23 protein-coding genes and 1 pseudogene are annotated in these 22,619 nt (G+C 38.0%); 1 reads left to right on the top strand and 23 read right to left on the bottom strand.

The annotated features are described in order from the left end of the window. Positions 1-68 precede the first annotated feature (68 nt). The 15 genes from TTE_RS02525 to hpf all read right to left on the bottom strand — a co-directional run bounded on the left by TTE_RS02525 (position 69) and on the right by hpf (position 14,351). Entirely contained in the window at positions 69-1,220 is a 1,152-nt protein-coding gene (locus tag TTE_RS02525; RefSeq protein ID WP_011024956.1) for an amidohydrolase, read from the bottom strand. 71 nt (positions 1,221-1,291) lie between these two features. Further along, complete coding sequence (locus TTE_RS02520; protein ID WP_011024955.1) at positions 1,292-1,963, bottom strand: TVP38/TMEM64 family protein; 672 nt, start codon at positions 1,961-1,963, stop codon at positions 1,292-1,294. Positions 1,964-2,114: 151 nt separating this feature from the next. Next, positions 2,115-3,551, bottom strand: coding sequence for an IS200/IS605 family accessory protein TnpB-related protein (locus TTE_RS02515; RefSeq protein WP_011024954.1), 1,437 nt, complete (start codon positions 3,549-3,551; stop codon positions 2,115-2,117). Beyond that, entirely contained in the window at positions 3,532-4,122 is a 591-nt protein-coding gene (locus TTE_RS02510; protein ID WP_011024953.1) for an IS607 family transposase, read from the bottom strand. Before TTE_RS02510 ends, TTE_RS02515 begins: the two co-directional genes overlap by 20 nt. Before the next feature lie 87 nt (positions 4,123-4,209). Then, positions 4,210-4,737, bottom strand: a complete 528-nt coding sequence (cobO, locus tag TTE_RS02505; RefSeq protein WP_011024952.1) for a cob(I)yrinic acid a,c-diamide adenosyltransferase — start codon at positions 4,735-4,737, stop codon at positions 4,210-4,212. Then, positions 4,727-5,026, bottom strand: coding sequence for a hypothetical protein (locus tag TTE_RS02500; protein ID WP_011024951.1), 300 nt, complete (start codon positions 5,024-5,026; stop codon positions 4,727-4,729). The genes cobO and TTE_RS02500 overlap by 11 nt, the downstream gene beginning before the upstream one ends. 123 nt (positions 5,027-5,149) lie before the next feature. After that, the gene (locus TTE_RS02495) at positions 5,150-5,818 is read right to left on the bottom strand and encodes a copper amine oxidase N-terminal domain-containing protein (protein ID WP_011024950.1); all 669 of its coding nucleotides are present in this window, start codon (positions 5,816-5,818) and stop codon (positions 5,150-5,152) included. A gap of 109 nt (positions 5,819-5,927) precedes the next feature. Further along, positions 5,928-7,029, bottom strand: a protein-coding gene (gene prfB / locus TTE_RS02490) for a peptide chain release factor 2 (protein WP_102008940.1) whose coding sequence is annotated in 2 segments (ribosomal slippage) — positions 5,928-6,959 and positions 6,961-7,029 — 1,101 coding nt in all. Because the reading frame shifts where the segments join, the coding sequence is not laid out codon by codon here. Between the two features lie 22 nt (positions 7,030-7,051). Next, the gene (secA, locus tag TTE_RS02485; RefSeq protein ID WP_031314145.1) at positions 7,052-9,748 is read right to left on the bottom strand and encodes a preprotein translocase subunit SecA; all 2,697 of its coding nucleotides are present in this window, start codon (positions 9,746-9,748) and stop codon (positions 7,052-7,054) included. Between the two features lie 153 nt (positions 9,749-9,901). Continuing rightward, positions 9,902-10,396, bottom strand: a complete 495-nt coding sequence (locus tag TTE_RS02480) for a hypothetical protein (protein WP_041587275.1) — start codon at positions 10,394-10,396, stop codon at positions 9,902-9,904. 82 nt (positions 10,397-10,478) lie between these two features. Beyond that, on the bottom strand, positions 10,479-10,994 hold the full coding sequence (locus tag TTE_RS02475; protein WP_011024946.1) for a transcription repressor NadR: 516 nt from the start codon (positions 10,992-10,994) through the stop codon (positions 10,479-10,481). Further along, positions 10,960-11,544 carry a DUF5317 domain-containing protein gene (locus TTE_RS02470; RefSeq protein ID WP_011024945.1) on the bottom strand — a complete coding sequence of 195 codons (585 nt, stop codon included), beginning with the start codon at positions 11,542-11,544 and terminating at the stop codon, positions 10,960-10,962. Before TTE_RS02470 ends, TTE_RS02475 begins: the two co-directional genes overlap by 35 nt. Beyond that, positions 11,534-12,808, bottom strand: coding sequence for an HD-GYP domain-containing protein (locus TTE_RS02465; RefSeq protein WP_011024944.1), 1,275 nt, complete (start codon positions 12,806-12,808; stop codon positions 11,534-11,536). Before TTE_RS02465 ends, TTE_RS02470 begins: the two co-directional genes overlap by 11 nt. 223 nt (positions 12,809-13,031) lie before the next feature. Continuing rightward, positions 13,032-13,673, bottom strand: coding sequence for a hypothetical protein (locus tag TTE_RS02460; protein ID WP_011024943.1), 642 nt, complete (start codon positions 13,671-13,673; stop codon positions 13,032-13,034). 123 nt (positions 13,674-13,796) lie between these two features. Next, positions 13,797-14,351 (bottom strand): ribosome hibernation-promoting factor, HPF/YfiA family, encoded by a 555-nt coding sequence (gene hpf, locus TTE_RS02455; protein ID WP_011024942.1) that lies wholly within the window; start codon positions 14,349-14,351, stop codon positions 13,797-13,799. A 191-nt stretch (positions 14,352-14,542) separates the two neighbouring features. Between hpf and TTE_RS02450 the strand changes: the two genes are divergently transcribed. Then, complete coding sequence (locus tag TTE_RS02450) at positions 14,543-16,042, top strand: IS1182-like element ISTte1 family transposase (RefSeq protein WP_011024941.1); 1,500 nt, start codon at positions 14,543-14,545, stop codon at positions 16,040-16,042. Here TTE_RS02450 and TTE_RS02445 read toward each other — a convergent pair. The 8 genes and pseudogenes from TTE_RS02445 to fliD form a co-directional block, all read right to left on the bottom strand. Beyond that, positions 16,037-16,759 (bottom strand): amino acid ABC transporter ATP-binding protein, encoded by a 723-nt coding sequence (locus tag TTE_RS02445; RefSeq protein ID WP_011024940.1) that lies wholly within the window; start codon positions 16,757-16,759, stop codon positions 16,037-16,039. The genes TTE_RS02450 and TTE_RS02445 overlap by 6 nt on opposite strands. Continuing rightward, a complete protein-coding gene (locus tag TTE_RS02440; protein ID WP_011024939.1) occupies positions 16,746-17,408 on the bottom strand; it encodes an amino acid ABC transporter permease in 663 nt (220 codons plus the stop codon). The genes TTE_RS02445 and TTE_RS02440 overlap by 14 nt, the downstream gene beginning before the upstream one ends. A 55-nt stretch (positions 17,409-17,463) precedes the next feature. Beyond that, positions 17,464-18,246, bottom strand: a complete 783-nt coding sequence (locus tag TTE_RS02435) for a basic amino acid ABC transporter substrate-binding protein (RefSeq protein WP_011024938.1) — start codon at positions 18,244-18,246, stop codon at positions 17,464-17,466. 283 nt (positions 18,247-18,529) lie between these two features. Next, complete coding sequence (locus TTE_RS02430; protein ID WP_011024937.1) at positions 18,530-18,730, bottom strand: zinc-ribbon domain-containing protein; 201 nt, start codon at positions 18,728-18,730, stop codon at positions 18,530-18,532. Positions 18,731-18,834: 104 nt separating this feature from the next. Continuing rightward, positions 18,835-20,018, bottom strand: a pseudogene (locus TTE_RS02425) (amidohydrolase). Between the two features lie 125 nt (positions 20,019-20,143). Continuing rightward, positions 20,144-20,614 (bottom strand): flagellar export chaperone FlgN, encoded by a 471-nt coding sequence (gene flgN / locus TTE_RS02420; RefSeq protein WP_011024936.1) that lies wholly within the window; start codon positions 20,612-20,614, stop codon positions 20,144-20,146. 4 nt (positions 20,615-20,618) lie between these two features. Next, complete coding sequence (fliS, locus tag TTE_RS02415; protein ID WP_041587104.1) at positions 20,619-21,005, bottom strand: flagellar export chaperone FliS; 387 nt, start codon at positions 21,003-21,005, stop codon at positions 20,619-20,621. 14 nt (positions 21,006-21,019) lie between these two features. Further along, positions 21,020-22,609, bottom strand: a complete 1,590-nt coding sequence (gene fliD, locus TTE_RS02410; protein ID WP_011024934.1) for a flagellar filament capping protein FliD — start codon at positions 22,607-22,609, stop codon at positions 21,020-21,022. Positions 22,610-22,619 lie beyond the last annotated feature (10 nt).

Below are 22,619 nucleotides of genomic sequence, written 5' to 3'. Positions count from 1 at the left end.
AAAAATTTTTTTAAGAATAAATTTGTAATAAAAAGGGTGACATTTCAATAAAATGCCACCCTTTTTATTCAGGCTTTATGTACCAGCTTTCCATTTATAAAGACGTACTTGGTTTTAGTTTTAACTTCAAGGGGATGCCCATCAAAGACCACAATATCAGCATCTTTGCCCTTTTCAATTGACCCTACCCTGTCGTCAATGCCGAGTATTTTAGCAGGATTTATGGTTATAGCCTTTAAAGCTTCCATTTCATCCATTCCATCTTTGACAGCTAAAGCCGCGCAAAGCGTCAGATAGTTTATAGGAATTACAGGATGGTCTGTCATTATAGCGACAAGAAGGCCGGCTTTAGACAGAACCCCTGCCGTCTTGAAGCTTAAATTCACAAGCTCAACTTTTGACCTCTCTGAAAGAGAAGGTCCCACAATTACCTTTGCATTTTCCTTCACTAATTCATCTACAATCAAATGCCCATCAGTGCAGTGGTCAAGCGTTATATCGATATTAAACTCTTTTGCAATTCTCAAAGCAGTAAAAATATCATCTGCTCTATGGGCATGAGCTTTTAGCGGAATTTCCCTCTTTAAAACTTTCACCAAAGCCTCAAGGCCTAAGTCCCTTTCGGGTTTTTTGTCTTCATCCTCTTTTTCCATCTTCTCCATGTATTCCTGTGCCCTCACAAGAGCCTGCCTGAGCAATGCAGCCACAGCCATTCTTGTGGTGGGCATTTTGTGCTGTTCATTATACGTAACCTTGGGATTTTCTCCAAAGGCAACTTTTATGGCTGCCGGCTCTTTCACAATCATGTCGTCTATCCTTTTGCCATAAGTCTTTATGACAGCAAACTGACCTCCAATTACATTTGCGCTTCCGGGACCTGTTGCAACAGTTGTAACCCCCGCCTGATAGGCTTCCTCAAAATACTTATCCATCGGATTTACCCCGTCAATTGCTCTTAATTGAGGTGTTACAGGGTCTGTTGCTTCATTTCCATCTGCCCCTTCAAAGCCGACTGCGTTTTCCCACATGCCCAAATGAGTGTGAGCATCGATGAGTCCTGGCATCACGGTAAGCCCTGTAACATCTATCACTTCCGCATCGAGCGGAGCTATTAGGTCTTCCCCTACATCAACAATTTTATCACCATCTATAAGCACATCTCCCTTCTCATAAACCTTCCCAGTCATTGTGTAAACTCTTCCGCCTTTTAAAAGGTACATATAATTCCCCCCTGTTTTTGTAATACAATAACAATTATACCACAAGAAAATCTATTTATGAAATCCTTATCTCATATCCTTCTCAATTTCTCAATAATCACATCTCTTTTATACACTCCTGCCAAAAACAATACTAGCGCTACAATGGCCACTAAGCCAGCCATAAGATAATTTTTACTTCCCAAATTTGACCCTATATAGGCAGAAAAGAATATGCCCGGCAGCCTTGCAAAAAGAGTTATTATAAAGAAATTGTAAAACTTAACAGGAGTAATGCCAGCGATGTAAGAAAGAGCATCCTTTGGCATTCCTGGAAGGAAAAATAACAAAAACAAAACTATTTCTCCTTTAGGGTTGTTTATAATATAGTCAAATTTTTTAAGTTTCTCCTCCGACACAATGTTTTTCACAAAATCATATCCCAAAATCCTAGCAATTGAAAAGCAAATAAGAGAGCCTAGTGTAATGCCTATTACAGAGTACAAAGTCCCTAAAATCGTACCATAAAGGTATCCACCTGCGACTTGCACCACTTCTCCCGGTATTACAAACACTACCACTTGAAAAACCTGTATACTTATAAATATCAAAACACCCAAACTTCCAAAGCTATTTATCCAATTTCTAAATTTCTCAGGATTGCTCACAAGAAGTGTAATTTCCTTCGCATAAGCTACAGATAAAATTAAAATTATTAGGACAAAAATAAGTATGAGCAAAAGGTTAACAGTCACATTTTTCATCCTGATGTACTCCTGGTTACCCAAACTGTACAAAAATGTACAGTTTAGATAGCTGGGGTATTTGTAGTCCGCCCTTCAGACTTTCCCAGCCCCAGCAGGCGGCATTTGAGAAAGCCATAGCCCCTGCCCCAAGAAGCAGGAACTTGCGCCCTTACGGGTCTCTCCACTTACCCTGAATTAGTAATTCCTTCAGGACAGAGAAGTCTCTTTTTACCTTCTCAGGAGAGAGTGGAGTCACCACCGCTACCTTGAGAACTCGCCAGAAATCATAGGCACTAAAACTTGTTCCATCCAGAGGTTTTAGTACCCTTCCTGGCTCACTCTCAAGGCTTTGTAAAATTTCTATTGCTTTATTTATTTCTTTTAAGTGTTTTTTCTTCAACTGCTTGTTTCTGACTGTTTTCTTTACATGCTCTTTTAATTCTTCTAATTCATCTACAGTCAATGCGTTGAGAAACTTTATATAATTATCCGGTATTTTTTCTTCTTTGCCTAATCCTCTTCTTGCTATTACATAGGCTGCTGCTATATCTTTTGTTATCATATACTGCGGTGCATATTTTAACATCCCTATTATTGAGGTGTAAGAAGGATTGACTTCTATTACTTCTATCCCTTCTCTTTTTGCTAGTGTTTTTATTTTTGAAAGAAGTGATTTATAGCTAAAACTATGCCTTATTCTCCTTGATTTTCTCCCTGAAAAGTCTCCTCTTTTGCCTTTGTCTTTTATTTCTAATCCCTCAATTACAATTGCTTTTCCTTTTTCTTTTGCTATTTTTACTATCTCATGAGCATACTGCCATCTGAAGTATTCTCTTTTGTCTTTACTGCCACTTGCAAGCTCTGGCATTGGTATATTCCCATAGCTTATTAGATTCCCTTTTTCATCTGTCTCCGCCCATGATATATTGTCTGGATATGCATTTAAATCTATTGCTATAACTCCTTTCTCTTTTGTTATTTTTATTTCTGGATATTCTTCTTCAATAGCAAAATAGGCGTATATATTGCCATTCTTGAGTTTTAATTCTACAGAGTAAGGTATGTTTGATTCGGCGATTTCCTGCAGGAGTTCTCCTCTGCTCTTATTCTTTTTGTAGCCTGCTTCTATTCTGGCATACACATATTTTCTTTCCCCTACATTTATCCTTAAGAAAGTACCATTTTCTTTTACTTCTATTCTTGTGTTGAGATTTCCTTTTTTGCTTTTATCTCCTCTTGAATAGAGATTTCCTTTTCTCTTCTCTTGCCACTTTGTTTTTAGCTTTTGATATTCTTTCCCATTTATATGGCGCTTTTGAAGTTTTCCAAACAAGTCTCTTCCTCCAAAAATGACTTTCCTTGGACTCCTACCTAATTCTCTAGCAGATTCTAGTGTGCTTTTTGCTTTCATTATTGCATCATCTACATATCTTGAGTTTAAGTCAAACATCCCCTGAAGGTCTCTTTTTAATGTTTTTCTATCATAACCCTCTAAAAGTCTCTTGTATGCAAATCTCATGCAGGATGACCATCTTCTCATTAAGTTTAATACTATTTGTTTGTCTTCTTGATTTAGAAAAATGAATTTAGCCTGTATCACTATCATGTTTTTTGCCCCTTTGCCCGTAAATTCTTGCTGCGAAAGATGTTACTATTGCTATTAAGTCTTCTGCTAGTTCTTTATTTGCATCTTCTTCGTTTTCTTTCCCGTTTAAAACTATAAGCTCTACCCCAAAGCTTTCCATGAAAAATTTAAGATATTCAAAGCCAAATCTCGCTAGTCTATCAGGATATTCTATTACAACTTTTTCAACTTCTCCTCTTTTTATCTTGTTCAAAAGCTTTAATAAGCCTCTTCTATTTTCATTTACTCCGCTTGCTATTTCGGATATGACTTCATACTGCCATCCTTGGGAATTAGCGTATTCTTCAAGCCTTCTAATTTGATTCTTAAGATATTCTTCTTGTTTCTTTGTGGACACTCTTGCATACAAAACTACTTTAGGTTTTGGTTTTTCTTCCAGCATGCCTAATAACTTCTCTATATCTTCTTTTTTGTACCTTCTTCTTCCTTTTGGTGTTCTAACTGGGGTTATTAATCCTTCCTTTTCCCAGTTTATTAATGTAATTCTGCTTATATCATACAGCTCTTTAACCTTTTTTATAGTTAATAACATTCATCATCACCCAATTAAAATTATATCATTTTTTACTACTAATTTCAACTGTTTTGACCTCCAAATCCTATAAATTCTCTCACCAGATTAATACTCTATTCCCTCTTGTGCTTCAATCCCATTTTGGTAGTGGTGTCTGACTTCTTTTACATCGCTTATCATATCAGCCTTTTCTAAAATCCTATCATGCGCATAACGGCCAGTTAAAACAAGCGTAACCCAAGAAGGTTTAATCTCTATCAAATCCAATACATCTTCTTCTTTTACCAAGCCATAATCTACCGCCACATTTATTTCATCCAATATCACCAAATCGTACTCTCCACTGGAAATGATTTCTCTCGCAAGCTCTAACCCCTCATTTGCAAGCTCCAAATCCTCTTTTAGAGGTTCATTTTTCTTCACAAAAACATCTCTTCCCTTTTGAACAATTTCAAAATTTGGAAGATACTTCGAGGCTTTTATCTCCCCATAATTAGGGCTTCCTTTCATAAACTGAATCATATAGACTTTTTGCCCATGCCCAATCGCCCTTAAAGCGAGCCCTAAAGCAGCCGTAGTCTTCCCTTTCCCATCGCCAGTGTATATCATCACAAGACCTTTTCTATTTTTCACTTCCTTCCCCCTCTTTCCTCTTATTCACTAGGTAATTGTAAAGTTGTGTCAAGGCTACTTCTGCGTAGCGCAAATACCTTCTACCTTTTCCCCTCACAAAAGGCAGAAGCTTAGAAGAAAGCCTTCTACCATATTTCTTTTCTGCTCCCCATATAAGCCCAGCACCTAAGCCGTAAGTAATAATTTTTCTGAGAGGCTGCTTAATAACACTCTTATAGCCCGGACCCAATGCACCGAAAACAAAACCAGCTCTACCTCTTTTATCTCTTGAGAGCCCTTTTTTTACCATTTCCTTCGTCCCCCATTGTTTGCTTTTACATTGTTAACCCAATTATAAAGTTTATGCCCTTTTTTGTCAATAAAACAACCCCCAAAACGGCCCTTTAACCAGTTTTGGGGGTATATTATTTTATTATTCATTTTTTTCTACTTCTTCACTGTTATCATATACACTTCCCGAAACTGTCTCAGTGGTGCTGTTGTATACCTCTTGAGAAACTGTATTTTCTTCATTTTCTATTTCTATCTGAGTCTCTTCCTCAATTTCTATGTTTCCTGTCTTTTCATCGTATTTTACTTTTTCACCAAAAATTTCTGAGAGGAATCTCAAGGGCACAAAAGTTCTGTTGCTTATCTCAATTGCTGGAACGTCAAGTGTTATTTCTTGGCCATTTACAATTACTTTGTTTTCACCCAGCACAAACTGAACCACAGTGTCTCCTTTCGTGATTGTTACAGTTTTAGTATCAGGGTCCCACTCCACTTTAGCTCCGAGGCCATTCATTACAGCTCTTACAGGAATCAAAGTTCTTCCATCTTTTATTACAGGGGGAATATCAAATTTGAACTTTTGCCCATTTATTTTTATCTCGCCTTTAAAAGCTTCTATGCCTTTTTTTGATTCAAATTTAGTATGTACCTCAAGCTCCAGCTTGTTCTCTTTGCTCTCTCCTTTTGATTGCAACTTGGTCTTTGTCTCAATCTTTAGCTCATGCTTTTCTTTGTTTGGTTTAGCGTAAACAGTAATACCTGCTGAAAAAACTAAAAGAAGCACTAAAACTAACGCTAAAACTCTTCTCATATCCTTCCCTCCTTTGTTTTTGTTTTCACTATATTATTTCGGAAGGGAATCGAAATTTTTAGGGGTGGCAAGAAAAAATTTTTTAGTAAGAATAAAAAAGAGGCATCCATCAGGATGCGCTCTTTTGCTTTAAATAAGCATTTATAAACCCATCTATCTCTCCGTCCATAACGGCATTTACATTTCCTTCTTCATAATTTGTCCTGTGGTCTTTTACAAGAGTATAGGGCTGAAAAACATAAGACCTTATCTGGTTACCCCATGCAGCCTCTCTGTGCTCTCCCTTTAGGTCCTCTATCTTTTCTTTTCTCTCTTTCATCATCAAATCCAAAAGCTTTGCTTTGAGCATTTTCATAGCAGTCTCTCTATTCTGTATCTGAGACCTCTCATTCTGACATGAGACAACTATCCCTGTCGGAAGGTGAGTAATCCTCACTGCAGACTCTGTCTTGTTAACATGCTGCCCCCCTGCGCCTGATGCCCTGAACGTATCAATTTTTAAATCTTCAGGCCTTATTTCAATTTCTATATCATCTTCAAGCTCAGGTATAACTTCTACCAGAGCAAAAGAGGTATGGCGCCTGCCTGCTGCATCAAAAGGAGAAATCCTGACAAGTCTGTGAACTCCTGCCTCTCCCTTCAGATAACCATAGGCAAAGGGTCCCTTTATGAGAAGAGTAGCACTCTTTATGCCGGCTTCTTCCCCTTCCAGATAATCCAGTATTTCTACTTCAAATCCCTTATCATTAGCCCATCTGGTGTACATCCTAAGAAGCATTTCAGCCCAGTCCTGAGCTTCAGTGCCACCTGACCCTGCGTGAATAGAGAGTATAGCATTGTTTTTGTCATATGGCCCACTCAAAAGAGTACGTATTTTAAGATTTTCAACCTCTTTTTTAAGCTCTTTGTATTCCCTCTCCACCTCTTCAGCGATAGATTCATCCCCTTCTTCCAAACCTAGCTCAATTAGAGTGTACAAGTCTTCACAGCGAGAAAGAAGGGATTCATATTCTTCCAGAAGTTCTTTCAACGCTTTTTGCTTTTTAGAAAGTTCCTGAGATTTTTTCAAATCGCTCCAGAAAGAAGGATCTGACATCTGCTTTTCTATATCCTCTATCTCTTTTTTTATCCCTTCCACGTCAAAGAGAAACACCCATTTCTTTTATCTCATGAAGCATTTGCTCAACTTCTGCCCTGTAATCCTGCAGCAATTCTCATCCTCTCCTTTTCCCTTTATTTTACATTAGCTCCGCAGCATTTTTTGTATTTCTTGCCGCTTCCACAGGGGCACGGGTCATTTCTGCCCACTTTCTTCTCTTTCACTACAGGCTGTTTTTTATTATCTCCTTCGCCGTTTATATTAGTAGAAACTGGCTTTGCAACCTGCTCTCTCTTGAGCTTGTTGTCTTTGTTCACCTGAATCCTGTATAAGAATTTGACTGTATCCTCTTGGATACTGTGTATCAAATCCTCAAACATGTCAAAAGCTATCTTTTTATACTCAATCAAAGGATCTACCTGCCCGTAAGCTCTCAATCCTATGCCCTGGCGCAATTGGTCCATTTCATCTATGTGGTCCATCCACTTAGTATCAACAACCCTCAGTAATACTATTCTTTCAATTTCTCTCATCTGCTCAGGGCCAATTTCGGCTTCTTTTCTCTCGTACTGCCTTACCGCCTCTTCATATATTATGTCAGTCAGAACCTCTTTGTCAAGCCTATCTAGATCCACATCTATTACAACGCTGTCTTTTTCAAGGAACATCTCATATAAGTGATCCAAAAGCCCCTTTATATCCCATTCTTCAGGATATTTGCTACCTGCCGTATAAATTTCTACATATCTTTCTATTATGCTTCTTACCATCTCAAGGATAGAATCCTTGAGGTTTTCCCCTTCCAAAACCTTTCTCCTCTGAGCGTATATGATTTCTCTTTGTTTGTTCATAACATCGTCGTACTGGAGGAGATGCTTTCTTATGTCAAAGTTTATGCCTTCTACTTTTTTCTGCGCCTGCTCAATCTGCTTTGTAAGAATTTTGTGCTCTATTGGCTGGTCATCATCAATCCCTAAACTGTCCATCAGGTTTTTTACCCTCTCTGAACCAAATAACCTCATAAGGTCGTCTTCTAAAGAGATGTAAAATCTTGATTCTCCCGGATCTCCCTGACGGCCAGCACGGCCTCTCAACTGATTGTCAATTCTTCTCGCTTCATGCCTTTCTGTACCTATAACGTACAAACCGCCAAGTTTTACGACTTCTTCGTGCTCTTTCTCCGTCTCCTTCTTGGCTTCTTCCAAAAGCTCAAAATACCTTTCGCGGGCTTTTCTCACTTCTTCACTGGACACGGGACCGTACCCTGCCGCCTCATTTATAATCTCTTTGGAATAGCCTTCCTCCAGCATTTTTCTCTTTGCAATAAACTCAGGATTTCCGCCTAAGAGAATATCTGTACCACGTCCTGCCATGTTTGTAGCAATTGTGACTGCTCCTTTTCTACCAGCCTGCGCTATTATCTCTGCTTCCTTTTCATGGTACTTGGCATTTAAAACCTGATGGGGTATTCCTCTTTTTTTCAGCATTGCGCTTAATTTTTCAGATTTTTCAATAGAAACAGTACCCACAAGAACAGGCTGACCCTTTTTATGCCTTTCCACAATGTCTTCAACCACTGCTCTGAATTTTGCCTCTTCTGTTTTGTATATTACATCAGGGTGGTCTATTCTTATCATGGGCTTGTGAGTGGGAATCACTACAACATCCAATCCGTATATGTCTCTGAATTCCTGCTCTTCTGTCTGAGCAGTACCTGTCATACCGGCTAATTTTTTGTACATCCTGAAATAATTTTGTAAAGTTATAGTAGCAAGGGTTTTACTTTCCCTTTCAACTTTTACTCCCTCTTTAGCCTCAATAGCCTGGTGCAAACCTTCGCTATATCTTCTTCCAAACATGAGCCTTCCTGTAAATTCATCTACTATTATGACCTGACCGTCTTTTACAACATAATCTCTGTCCCTCTTCATTATCGCATGAGCTTTCAATGCCTGCTGAATGTGGTGAGAAATCTCCATGTTCTCAATATCTGCTAAATTTTTTATCCCAAAAAATTTCTCTGCCTTGGCAACTCCTTTTTCAGTTAAACTTACAGCCTTCGCCTTCTCATCAACTACATAGTCTTCATCTTTTTTCAAAGTCCTTACAAACCTGTCAGCTAATTTGTACATATCTGTGGATTTTTCGCCCACTCCAGAGATTATGAGAGGAGTTCTGGCTTCATCTATCAGTATGCTGTCTACCTCGTCTATTATGGCATAATTGAGCTCTCTTTGAACCATATCTTCTTTGTATATGACCATGTTGTCTCTCAAGTAGTCAAAGCCAAATTCATTGTTTGTACCATAGGTTATATCAGCTGCATAGGCTTTCTTTCTCTCTGCAGGTCCCATGTCGTGAAGTATTACTCCCACACTTAACCCCAAAAATTCGTATATCTTCCCCATCCAATCTCTATCTCTTTTAGCCAAGTAGTCATTGACAGTTACAATGTGAACTCCTTTTCCTTCCAAAGCATTAAGATATGCGGGCAGAGTAGCCACCAATGTCTTACCTTCACCAGTCTTCATCTCGGCAATACGCCCCTGGTGAAGGACAATGCCACCTATTATCTGTACCTTGAAGTGCTTCATCTTTAATGTTCTCCAGGCAGCCTCTCTCACAACTGCAAAAGCTTCAGGAAGTATATCATCAAGGGTTTCACCGTTTTTCAATCTATTTTTAAACTCATCTGTCTTCGCCCTTAACTCCGCATCAGTAAGCCTTGCCATCTGGTCTTCATATGACAAAACTTTCTCCGCAATTGGCTCCAGTCTCCTTACTTCTCTTTCACTGTAACTGCCAAATATTTTTTCAACTAAGCCCAACATTTTTATCACCTTCTAAGGTATCGTTAATCAAGTATATATTATATCACTACAGGAAGTGGATGACAATAAAAAACAGCCCTTTTAAATAATATTTTACACTATCTTCACATAATTTTCACAAAAGAAAAAAAATAAATGCCCCTGAATGGGGCTTTAATGCTGTATAGTTTTTAATTTCAATATCGGATTTAAAGCATAAAACACAGCAAGAGCAATTGCAGAATCTATAACGTGATGTATCATGGTTCCAACCCCTACCACCACAAATGCCTTGTAAAAATCAAATCCAAAAGGCATCACAACTAATGCTTCTAATCCTGCGTGTATCGGAAGGGTAGCGGCTAAAGCTACAAGGAATGAGTACCCTCTTTGTATCATTTTCGCCCCCACATATCCGAATACAGCGTGAACTGCTGCTCTTGCTGCAATCACAGGACCTAATTTAATCAAAAAGCCCAGTGCAGAAACCAATCCAACAAAAACCGCTGTGGCAGGGCTTACAACCATTGCCAGCATGACAGGCACATGAGAAGCTAGTGTTGCCGAAAAAGGCGGAATTACTATACCTAGCACTCCTCCAAAAGCCAGAGGAATAACCAAGGCAAGAGCTGCCAAAAGTCCTCCGATAGTTATCTCTTTTGCTTTCATCATCAAATACCTCCCTGTATATATCCTCACAACTACAGTATACACAGGTGTATATACAGCTGTCAATATAAAATTAAAATTTTTATTCCTCTATTAAAAAACCCCTATCTCTTAGCGCTTTTTCTATTCTGTCAAGAGCTTCATCGCTTTCTGCCTCTACAGTATGAAGATGCACTCCTCCTGTAAGAGAAGACAAAAGCGCTGCCTTTTCTTTTTTTATAACCTCCATAAATTTTGCAACATCGTACCTGGAGGAAAGCATTAAAAGCCCTTTTAACTCTCCATAGTAAGGATGCTCCACAATAACGTCCAGTACTTTCCCCCCATTGTCAACTATTAAGTTTAGCTCCTCTTCTGTCCTCTCATACCCGTGTTTTACAGCAAAAACCCTTTTCTTTGTGCCTTCTCTCACAAGGTCTACTATATACCCTTGAGGAGTAGAAATTATCCTGCTACCTTTGGCTCTTAAAATGGCTATATCTTGAACTATTATCTGTCTTGTAACTCCAAAAATTTTGGCAAGCTCAGAACCAGAAATAGGCTCTTTAGCCGCTTTTAAAATCTCAAGTATTTTTTCCCTTCTCTCCTTCGCCGTCATACTTTTTCACCCTGCCCAGCATCGCATCTGTAATAAGCCAGAAAATGCCCACAGCCATCAGCAAATCTCCTACACTAAAAGCCTTGGGAAGAGGATATGGCTTTGGAAGCACAAGGACATCTGCCAGAAATTTAAGCCTTGTAGAGGAGGTTAAAACCTGATGAGTAGTAATTTTATCCTCTACAAGAGGTGGAATCAAATGGGTAAGCCCCGCTGCTTTCAGTGCTTCGATAGATACAGGCATTCTACCTCCATTTGCAAATATCACTATAAAATTGAGAAAAACTCCCAAGGCGATTATCCTGAAATATTTGCTATCTCTATTGTACCACAGCCCTATAAAAAGCAAAAGGTACACAAGGAAGTGGATGTATGCGCGGTACTCCATGATGATGGGAAATTTATCAGACAGGTTCCACAGTATCAACTGTATAATAAAAGCGGCTATAAAAAAATCCATCTTTTTTATTACAATGTCCCCTATTCCGCTTATCTTCCCCCTTCTCAAAAGTCCGTAAATTAGAGAAGCTCCAAGTGAATCAAATATCATGCTTAAATTCCTCCCTGTGCTTTTCAAAGGCTTTCTTAAAGGCATCTATGAGTTTTGGACTGAACTGCGTTCCTTCATGATCTAAAATTATCTTATAAGCCTCTTCCTGAGAAAAAGCATCTCGATAAGGTCTGTCTGAAACTAAAGCATCAAAAACATCAGCCAAAGAAAGTATCTGAGCTTCAAGCGGAATTTCTTCTCCTTTTAACCCATCTGGATATCCACTGCCATTGTACCATTCATGATGATATCTTACCCACAAAGCTACATCCTTTAACGATGGAACTTCACTTAAAATCTCATATCCCTTCACAGGGTGTTCTCTTATAAGGTTCATCTCTTCATCAGTCAGCTTCCCGGGTTTATTTAAAACCTCCTCTTTAACTCCAATCTTTCCTATATCGTGTAAAAGTGCTGCAATTCTAATTCTCTCAATATGAGATTCACTAAGCCCTAGCTCCCTTGAAAGAAGGGCAGCAATTCTTTCAACGCTCTGAGAATGACCTGCTGTGTATTTGTCCTTCGCATCAAGCGCCTTCATAAGCACATTTATTGTGTCATAGTAAGACTGTTTTAAGTCTATGTAAAGCTTAAACATATAGCGAACCATAAATAGAGGAATAAAAAGGAGTACAAAGCTTATGTAACCAATTCTCACAAATGCCTCTGTCATGACAATACCTAAAAAGGCTAGAAAGAGGAAATTAGGAACCATCCATTTAATTTCTTTCATTATAACATAACTGAGAGATTTATTAGTAAGTAGTGACAATAATATTGCTATAATTGAGGTATTAAGAAGATAATATACTGAAGCAGCTATCACTGCAGGTATAAGATATTTAGGATATATGTAAGTGCCTGCAACTCCTCCTGTATATTCAAATACTAAACCTGCAATTCCCACGCTTAAAGCCAGTTCACTTATGTTAAATAACGTCTTATAGTAGGGCAAGTTGAATATATGCCTCAAAGTACCATCTTCACTTTTAACAATTTGAAATGCTGTACCCATAGAAGCAATTAAAGCACCACCATAAGGTCCAAAAATGAGTAGAGCCATTAAATCTACAGCAAATGCCACAGAAACAGTAATTTCTTTAGCAATGTATACTGGCATTGATTCAGCTAATGCAGCAAAAAAACCAAATAAAATTATATCTGGAATTGTATTTTTTGAAGTTCTTAGCATAGAATATATAAGGAAAGAAATTCCTAAAGCAATTATTATAGAAATATACACTTTTACTCTTTTGTTTAACATATTAAACCTCCTCTTTTCTTCAAAAAGCACACCACAAACCGCTTAGTGCCATGTTAAATTTGCGCCTCCTGCTAATGCAAGTGCCATTAAAGCCAAGAGTATCTTTATGAGTGTGGCTTTATTCATACCTGAAACCCCCTTTGCTGTTTTTATTTCTTCTGCCCTTAGGCTTCAGGTATCGCTACGCTAAGTATGTAATAAGCGGTTTGGGTGTGTTTAAAAGCTAACGGGATATAATTGACATAACTCTTCTATTTATGGCATCAAGAGTCGCTTTTACGACAGATTCCCCCTCATCTTTTCTTATTAAAGAAGAACCTGTCAAAAGTTCTTCCTGGCTATTTGTCACATGGGTGACTCCCACCACTACTATCCTGCTTTTCGCTATATTAAATATATCGACATCTTCCAGTAAAAATAAATGGTTTTTGGGAATGAGCTTTGACACAGCATCCAATGTAGCGTTTGCAATGATTTTATACTTGTTCATTGTTGTGTTAGGCCCTTCAGCAAATCCTTCAAAGACTTCGTCTCCGCGGGTGAGTATCACCCTTGCTTCGCTTGTAAGCCCACTATTTACAAAAGAATAGCTTGAAAACACAATCCTGTATTCAGAAGGAGGTTTTGCCCCAACATCAATTTGGGCAACACTTATCACTTTATAATCTATATCAATCCCAAACTGGGCCATTATCACAGATTGCACATCTCTCGCAATCTGCTTGGCATTCCTCGTGCTGTCAGCTAAGACGTGGATCTCCGTTATTTCACCATTTTCTACCACTATCCTGCTAGACAGCACTCCCGGAACTTTATTTATGTACATCTCCATCGAAGCTACCGTATCTTTTGTTATTTCACCCATTATCTTCACACCCTATTAAAATTTGTCCACACATTTTAAATATATTCTATATGCTTTTCAAAATTCCTTCTTTTCTGACAAAAAAATTGGGGATAGAGCCTATCCCCAACCTTCTATAAAATTTTACTCCTCTTCCACCGGCTCTATTAAGCCGTATTTTCCGTCTTTCCTTTTGTAAACCACATTTATCATGTCAGTTTCGGCATTTGTAAATACGAAGAATGTGTGGCCCAAAAGGTTCATCTGCAAAATCGCTTCTTCTGGCGACATAGGTTTTATTGGAAATCTCTTTGTCTTTACTATTTCAAAGGAAGTCTCCTCTTCCTCCCTCTTTTCCCCTTCATCGTAAATAGTAGGAACATCAAATCTTATGGACTCATTGGCGCCAAATCTATTCCTGAGCTTTGCCCTGTGCTTTAAAATCTGTCTCTCTATTTTATCCACTGCTCCCCCGATTGAAACGTACATGTCACCACTTACTTCTTCTGCCCTGAAGATAATTCCTTTAAATGGTATGGTGAGTTCTGCTATGTGGTTATTTCTCTGAACACTTAACACTGCTCTTACCTCTGTATCCTGAGGGAAGTATTTGCTGAGTTTCTGCACATTTTTTACGACGGCATTTCTTAGGCCATCTGTTATGGTCATCCCGTTTTTACCACTTACTATGATGTTCATAAGCATCAAACCCCTCTCATCCTCTATTTATTATAATTTTACATAAAAAACGTGCACACTGCAATATGTGGAAATAAAAAACACCCTTTGCCAGGGTGCAGACTGTTGACAAAATATCGGGAACCCGTTATTATGAGAAGGGTTCCTTGTTTTTTTAACGGTACAAAGCAAAAGAGGAGAGGAGAAGAAAGATGTTATCAAAGAAAGAGGATGCAAGACATCAAATAGAATTTGTAAGCATAGATCAATTAGTACCACAAGACCACCTTTTAAGAAAGATAGAAAAAGTCATAGACTTTAGCTTCATATACGATTTAGTAAAAGACAAATATTCCGAGGGTCACGGCAGACCAAGCATAGACCCAGTAGTACTCATAAAAATACTTTTCATTCAATATCTTTTTGGCATACCATCGATGAGGAGGACAATAGCAGAAATAAAAACAAATGTAGCGTATAGATGGTTTTTAGGGTATGGGCTGACAGAAGAAATACCTCATTTTTCAACATTTAGTCAGAACTACATAAGAAGATTCAAAGGGACAGACATATTTGAGAAAATATTTACGAAGATTTTAGAAGAAGCAATAAAACATGGGCTAGTAAATGCAGAGGAAGTATTCATAGATTCAACCCATGTAAAAGCAAGTGCCAACAAGAAGAAATACACCAAAGAAATAGTAGAACAAGAAGCCAGGACTTATCAAGAAAAACTAGAAGAAGAAATAAACAAAGATAGAGAAGCTCATGGCAAAAAGCCATTAAAGAAAATCAAGAAGATAAAGACGAAAGAAGTGAAAGTAAGCAAAACAGACCCAGATAGCGGAATGTTAAACAAAAACGGAAAAGAAAAAATCTTTGCATATTCTTTTCATACAGCCTGCGATAAAAATGGATTTGTATTAGGAGTAAAAGTAACAGCAGCAAATGTACACGACAGTGTGATGTTTCAAGAAGTATTAGAAGAAGTTGAAAAGAGGGTAAGAAAACCGAAAGCAATAGCAGTAGATGCAGGCTATAAAAATCCGTACATATTAAAGACAATATTTGATAGACAAATAATACCAGCAGTACCATACACAAGGCCAAAAACAAAAGATGGTTTCATGAAAAAACATGAATTTGTTTATGATGAATACTATGACTGTTACATATGCCCGCAGAATGAAATATTAACATATGTTACAACCAACAGAGAAGGATATAGAGAATACAAATCAAACCCAGAAAAATGTAAAAACTGTCCTCTAAGAGAAAAGTGTACCCAAAGTAAAGACTACACAAAGAGGATATTCAGGCACATATGGGAAGGATATGTAGAAGAAGCAGAACACCTAAGGCATACACCTTACTGTAAAGAAGTATATGAGAGAAGGAAAGAGACAATAGAGAGAGTATTTGCAGATTTAAAGGAGAAGCATGGTTTGCGATGGACGACGTTAAGAGGGAAGGAAAAATTGTCCATGCAAGCGATGCTTGTTTTTGCTGCCATGAATTTAAAGAAAATGGCCTTATGGTTATGGAGGAAGGGCAAAGGGCCCTTTGACATTTCAAAACTTTATCCATTATTTGGAGTTTTAAAGAAAATTTTATCCAGATATATACAGCCCCTGCTTTCGGTACTAAGAAAACAGGGGCTAAAATTTTGCTTTGTCAACAAACTGCACCCTTTGCCAGGGTGCATTTTATAAGATTTTGCTCAAAAATTCTCTTGTCCTCTCATTTTTTGCCCTGTAGAAAATCTCTTCAGGCGTGCCTTCTTCTACTATCACTCCATCGTCCATAAAAATGACTCTGTCTCCGACCTCTCTTGCAAATCCCATTTCATGCGTAACAACTACCATTGTCATTCCTTCATTGGCAAGCTGCTTCATCACGTTTAAAACTTCCTTCACCATCTCAGGGTCAAGGGCACTCGTTGGTTCATCAAAAAGCATGACTTCTGGCTGCATGGCTAAGGCCCTTGCAATAGCAAGCCTTTGTTTCTGCCCACCTGAAAGCTTTATGGGATATTGGTCTTTTTTGTCAAGAAGCCCCACTTTTGCAAGAAGGTCTACTGCCAGCTCTTCTGCCTCTTTTTTGTTCATCTTCTTTACCTTTACAGGTGCCAGAGTGATATTCTCTATCGCAGTAAGGTGCGGGAAAAGGTTAAAATGCTGAAAAACCATCCCCACCTTTTGCCTTACCTTGTTTATATTTACTTTGCCGTTGTTTATCTTCACTCCATCTATAAAGACTTCCCCTTTTGTAGGCTCCTCAAGAAGATTTATGCATCTTAAAAGGGTGCTTTTCCCGGAACCGCTGGGACCTATTATGACTACAACTTCACCTTTGTTGACTTTTAATGTAACGCCTTTTAGGACTTCTAAACTGCCAAAGTTTTTGTACACATCATTAACGAATATCACCTGCCCTCAACCTCCTTTCGAAGAGAGAAAGAAGTTTTGAAAAAGTCAAAGTCATTACAAAGTATATGGCAGCGATTATTATATAAGGCTCAAAATACCTGTAAGTCACACTCTGTATGATGTCTGCCTGACGCGTAAGGTCTGCAAAGCCTATCACTGAAACTATAGCCGATTCTTTGAGCATCACAATAAATTCATTTCCCAAAGCCGGAAGGATATTTTTTATGGCCTGGGGTATTATGACATACCTCATGGCCATTGCATGAGTCATCCCAAGAGAACGGGCTGCTTCATTTTGCCCCGGGTCAACAGCCTGTATCCCTGCCCTTATAATTTCTGCCACATATGCGGAACTGTTTATTGCCAGTGCTGAAACTCCTGCTGTAAAAGCAGGAATGTTCATGCCAAACTGCATAAGTCCATTGTATATGAGAAGTAATTGCACTAAAAGAGGAGTTCCCCTTATCACTTCTATATAGCTTGAAGCGACAAGCTTTATAGGTTTTATTGAGGACATCTTCATCAGAGCTATAAAAAGCCCCATCAGAACTCCAATTGTCACTGCAAGGAAAGTCAGTTTAAGGGTCATTATAAGTCCGCTTATAAAAAGTGGCGTGTATTTTACCATGCTCAAAAAGTCTACTGTCATAGCCTACCTTCTCTCCTTCACAAAATTTTAGTGGAGAAAAACTCTCCACTTTAAACTACTGCTTAAACCACTTATCTACAAGTTTGTCGTACTCTCCACTTTGCTTGAGCTCTTTTATCACCTCATTCACCACATCCAAAAGGCTCTTATTGCCCTTTGCCACTGCTACAGCAGAACCATTCTCCACATTGTTTATCTCATCCATATAGAGAATTTTCATATCCTTGTATTCCTTCAAATAAGCTTTAGCAACTGTGTCTTCTACGACAATCGCATCACAGCGGCCATTTTGAAGGTCCATAAATTCATCACTGACTCGATTTAACTGCTTTAACTTTACATTAGGAATCTTTTTAGCAGCTTCTTCCGAAGTAGTTCCTATTTGAACGGCAATTGTTTTGACTTTCAAATCGTCAAATTTTGAAATTGGACTGTCATTCTTTACCACAACAACTTGCCTGCTGTCGTAATAGAGGTCTGAAAAATCTACACTCTTTTTTCTCTCTGCTGTAGGCGTCATACCCGCAATTACCATATCAACTCTTCCAGCCTGAAGAGCTGGAATAAGGCCTTTAAAGTCCATATCTTTTATTTCAAGTTTCACTCCCAGCTTTTTCGCTATAGCATTAGCAATATCAATATCAAAACCTACTATCTCGTCTTTTCCTCCTTCTACTTTGTGGAATTCAAAAGGCGGAAAATCTGCACTCGTGCCCATCACAATTACGCCTTTTTGCTTGATTTGATCTACCGTATTAAACTTACTGCCACAGCCTGAAAGCATAAAAGCCAGAGCAAAAACTACAGCAAAAGCTAAAAATAGTGATTTTTTATTCATATCTTTCTCCTCTCCCTTTTTTAATTTTTCTGAAAATTTCTCCATACTGCTTAATTTCTTTTGACGATTTCACTTTTTATAATTATAATATCTTATGAATAAAATTACAATAATTTTTTTCAACAAGGTGTGAAACAAAGAACTGTGGATAATGTGGATAACTTTGTGAATAAGTCTAAAGTCCTAGTTTAACAATGTGGAAAATAATCTGAAATGTAAAAAAGACACCATTTTGGTGCCTTTTTTACAATCCACATCACTTTCTTTTTGAAAAGTGAGGGGATTACCTGATTCCATAAGCTTTTTTCTCTCTTCTGCCACCCTGATGGTGGTTATGGCTTCTCCTCTTCCGTGCTTCTCTACAGGCTTTGCACCTTACCGGAGCATTCTGGAAGCCCATCTCTGCATAAAATTGCTGTTCCCCTGCCGTCCACACGAATTCTCTCCCGCAGTCCTTGCAAACTAACACTTTGTCCTGATACATTTAACTTGTCCCCTCACTTCTTTATTTTGGTTTTTATAATATAATCTCTTCGATTATATTATAGGTGTATTATATCACCTGTTACCTCAAATATCAATAAAATTTTAAAATTTTTCTACTAGCTCAAATGCCGAGTAAGCCAAAATCCTTAAAGCAATCTCTAAAGCATCTTCATCTATATTAAACCTGGGGTGATGGTGAGGGTAAATTATCCCCTTTTCTTCATTTTTAGCACCTACGAATATAAAGGCTCCTGGAACTTTCTCTAAATAGGCTGAAAAGTCTTCCCCTACCATTACAGGCTTTATCTTCTCTAAAGCCTCTTCTCCGTAAAGACTTTTTGTCACATCTTCCACTATCTTAACTACTCTTTCATCATTTATCACAGGGCCATAGCCAAACTCGAAGTAAAACTCGTATGAAGCCCTGTGAGCTGTCACAATGCCCTTTATTATTCTCTCCAGGGCTTCAGGTATCTTCTTTCTAACCTCCGGGTTTAAGACCCTCACAGTGCCAGCCATTTCTACTTCATTTGGAATCACATTATCAGTAGTTCCACCGGCTATCTTTCCTACAGTTATCACCACAGGTTCAATCGGATCCAATTCCCTTGAGACTATGTACTGAAGATTGCTAATAACCTGAGCACTAATAGCAATAGGATCTACTGTTTGATGAGGCATTGCAGCATGTCCACCTTTTCCTATAATCTTCAGTCTAAATATGTCATCCGATGCCATCATAGGTCCATAGACCATACCTACTTTCCCAACAGGCAAATAAGTCCAGAGGTGCTGCCCTATTATGTAATCAACCCCTTCAAGCACCCCTTTTTCTACTAATTCCTTTGCTCCCCCCGGAGGCACCTCTTCTGCAGGCTGGAATATAAAGCGTACTTTTCCTTTTAACTTATCTTTCAAGCGGGATAAAACATAAGCTGTACCTAAAACTACAGCTCTATATGCCCATCGTGACCACAGGCGTGCATCACTCCCGGATTTTTTGAAGAAAATTCAAACTCATTTTCTTCTTTGATAGGCAAAGCATCTATATCAGATCTTATAGCCAAAGTCTTACCTTCTCCCGCCCCTTTCAAATCTGCTACAACACTGTTCTGAACTGGCCTTGAAATTTCTAAATTGCCAAAACTAGAAAGAATCTCAGAAATTTTTTCAGCGGTCTTTACTTCATGAAAGGAAAGCTCTGGATACTGATGAAAATACCTTCTCCACTCAACAACTCTATCTCTTGCTTCTTCTATAACTTTTTCAATTTCTTCTCTCATCATCATTCCCCCCTTCTCCTCGCCCTTTTAAGCACAAATTAATTACTTTAATAATAAACCAAATCTAAGTTATTATCAACTCCAAATAAAAAATAAAAAAGCGGGAAAATCTGCTTAACCCGCTTTTTTTAACGCTTTTTATCTATAAAGTAACTTTCGGGAGTATAATATCTAAGATATTCTACATATCCTTCTTTGTTTTTGGAAAACTCCTCTAATTTGTCGCTCACTTTTTCAAAAACTTTATTTATCTCTTTGATGTTGCTGTCATCTTTTTCTTTGATTTTGTCAAGCAAAGCTTTAGCATCGATGAACAAACCCTTTAATTTGCTGGCATCGCCAATTATATTGTCTTCCATTTCAAATATGCTCTCGATCTTATTTTCTTTTTTGAAAGCATTATAAAGGTGTATAAATTCCTTGTCTATATCATTTATCCTTTCAATTATCTGCTGCTTTGAAACTAATAGTTTTTTAAGTTCTTCCAGGTCGTTAGAACCTATAGCAACACCTATTTTCTCTGTAAGGTCATAGAGTTGCTTCAGATTCTCTATTTTCTCCTTTGTAAACTCAATTAATTTTTTTAAAATGTTTTCCATCCCATCAACCTTTCGTAGCGTAGACTTTTTCTCTCACCTTTTGAAGTGCTAAACTCCAGGTGTCTCTTAAGTCTACTGCAAATCCTCTTACTTCATCTAAAATTTCAATATCCTTCTTCACATTCGCATCAATCAACCTTCTTAACATGTAGTCATAAAGATTGTATAAATTTTTAGAAATGTCATAATTCATATCAAGAGTAAGCATCAACTCTGTAATAATATCCTGTGCCCTCTGTATTTTAGCATTTGTTTCTACATAATCTTTCTTTTGAAGCGCTGTCTTTGCCTCATCAATAAATCTTATTATCCCGTTATAGAGCATCAAAACCAGCTCTTCAGGACTTGCCGTCAAAATAGCATTCTCTTTATACTGCTGATACGGATTCAAACTTTCGCACCCCCTCACTTAGTCATAATCCCAATCTGCTGATTTAACCATGCGCTTTGCGTATTCATCTGCCCGACAAAAATTTCTAACTGTGTAAACTGCCTGTAATATCTCTCCTCTAAATCCTTTAATCTTTTTTGCATTTCTGCAATTCTGTCATCTATCTCTCTGATTCTATTGCCTATGAAGCTATTGTCATAAAGTTGTGTTGAGCTTCCTGCTTTGCGCGTTATAGCATTTATTGCAGTCCCTAGTACACCTTCTTTAAATGTGCCATTTTCAAAATAGCCATAAAGTTGCTGTGCAATGCCTTTTGACACCAATGTAGTGCCATCAGAGCTGTAAACACCTGTAAATATCTGCATAACCTTATCAAGATTGTTGGCAATCGCATCTTTTAATTTAGCTTCGTCAATATAAAGTTTTCCACCTTCATACCACTGACCTGTAGTAATTCCAATAGAGCTTAATGACCCTACGCCAGATACAGTAGAAGAAACGACCTGTCTTAATGAATAATACGCTCTCATTAAAGTCTCGTCATTAGCTAAGTTACCAGATCTAGCTTTTTCTTCCCACAATTTTATGTCATTTTCCTTCATCGCCTGCTTCTGCTCATCTGTGAGAGGCGGATAATCGTAATACCTTTTTTCTGTGAGTTTAGTGTACATCTGTGTAATTACGTCGTTATAGGTATCTACAAAGTTTTTAATCGTGTTATAAATTTTATCTACGTCTGTTGAAACAGTGAGAGTTATATTCTGCCCGCCCGCAGTTGTACCTGTCAATGTAACGTTTATACCAGCAACTGTAACATTATTAGTAGAGCTAGTTATTTGAACGCCATTGAAAGTAAATATTGCATCTTGCCCTGTTATTTTTCCAGAAGTCAAAACATCTGAAGGTAATTTTAAAACTGATGTCAAAAAATTTTGTGCCGTCTGATCAGTAGTAGCACTAAAATCAATTGTAGAAGAACTACCCGTCACATTAGAAACTAAAAACAACCTATCTAAATTTTGATCATAAGTAGCAACTATGCCTGTATCTTTAGAGACAGAATTTATAGCTGATATTACATCATTAATATTTGCATTCGTTGATATTGTAATATTTGAAAAAGTTTTCCCGTCTTTATTTTTCAGTACGAGAGTTATAGGTCCCCCAGTGGTATTTAGAGGATTATATTGAATCTTATTGTTACTGTCGATATAATACGCCCCAATCTTGTCGGTACTGGCAGTAGAAGCAGCTGTAGCTAACTGAGTAACAGATAAAGTATATGTCCCATTCACCGCATTTGTCCCCGCTGTAGCAGTAGCAACAGAAGTATTAGAGGATGTAACAGTTTTAGCCATAAAGGTTCCCTGCAGCCTCAAACTGGCGACCACATTATTTCTCAAATTCATAAGTTTTGCGTTTATGTCCCTCAAATCTTCCTGCTGCCACTGATACCACTGCTTTTGCTGATTCAACTTATCAAGAGGTAAACTTGCCACTTTCATAAGCTGTTTAACTATTGAATCAGTATCCAGCCCTGTAGCAAGTCCACCTATTCTTAGTAAATTGCTCACATTATAACTGTTCATACCAATGGGATCCATAACTACACCC

The sequence above is a fragment of the Caldanaerobacter subterraneus subsp. tengcongensis MB4 genome, from assembly GCF_000007085.1.
Classification (GTDB): Bacteria; Bacillota; Thermoanaerobacteria; order Thermoanaerobacterales; family Thermoanaerobacteraceae; genus Thermoanaerobacter; species Thermoanaerobacter subterraneus.
The sequence above is the reverse complement of the archived record's forward strand: the minus strand, read 5'-3'. Positions and strand labels throughout refer to the sequence as shown.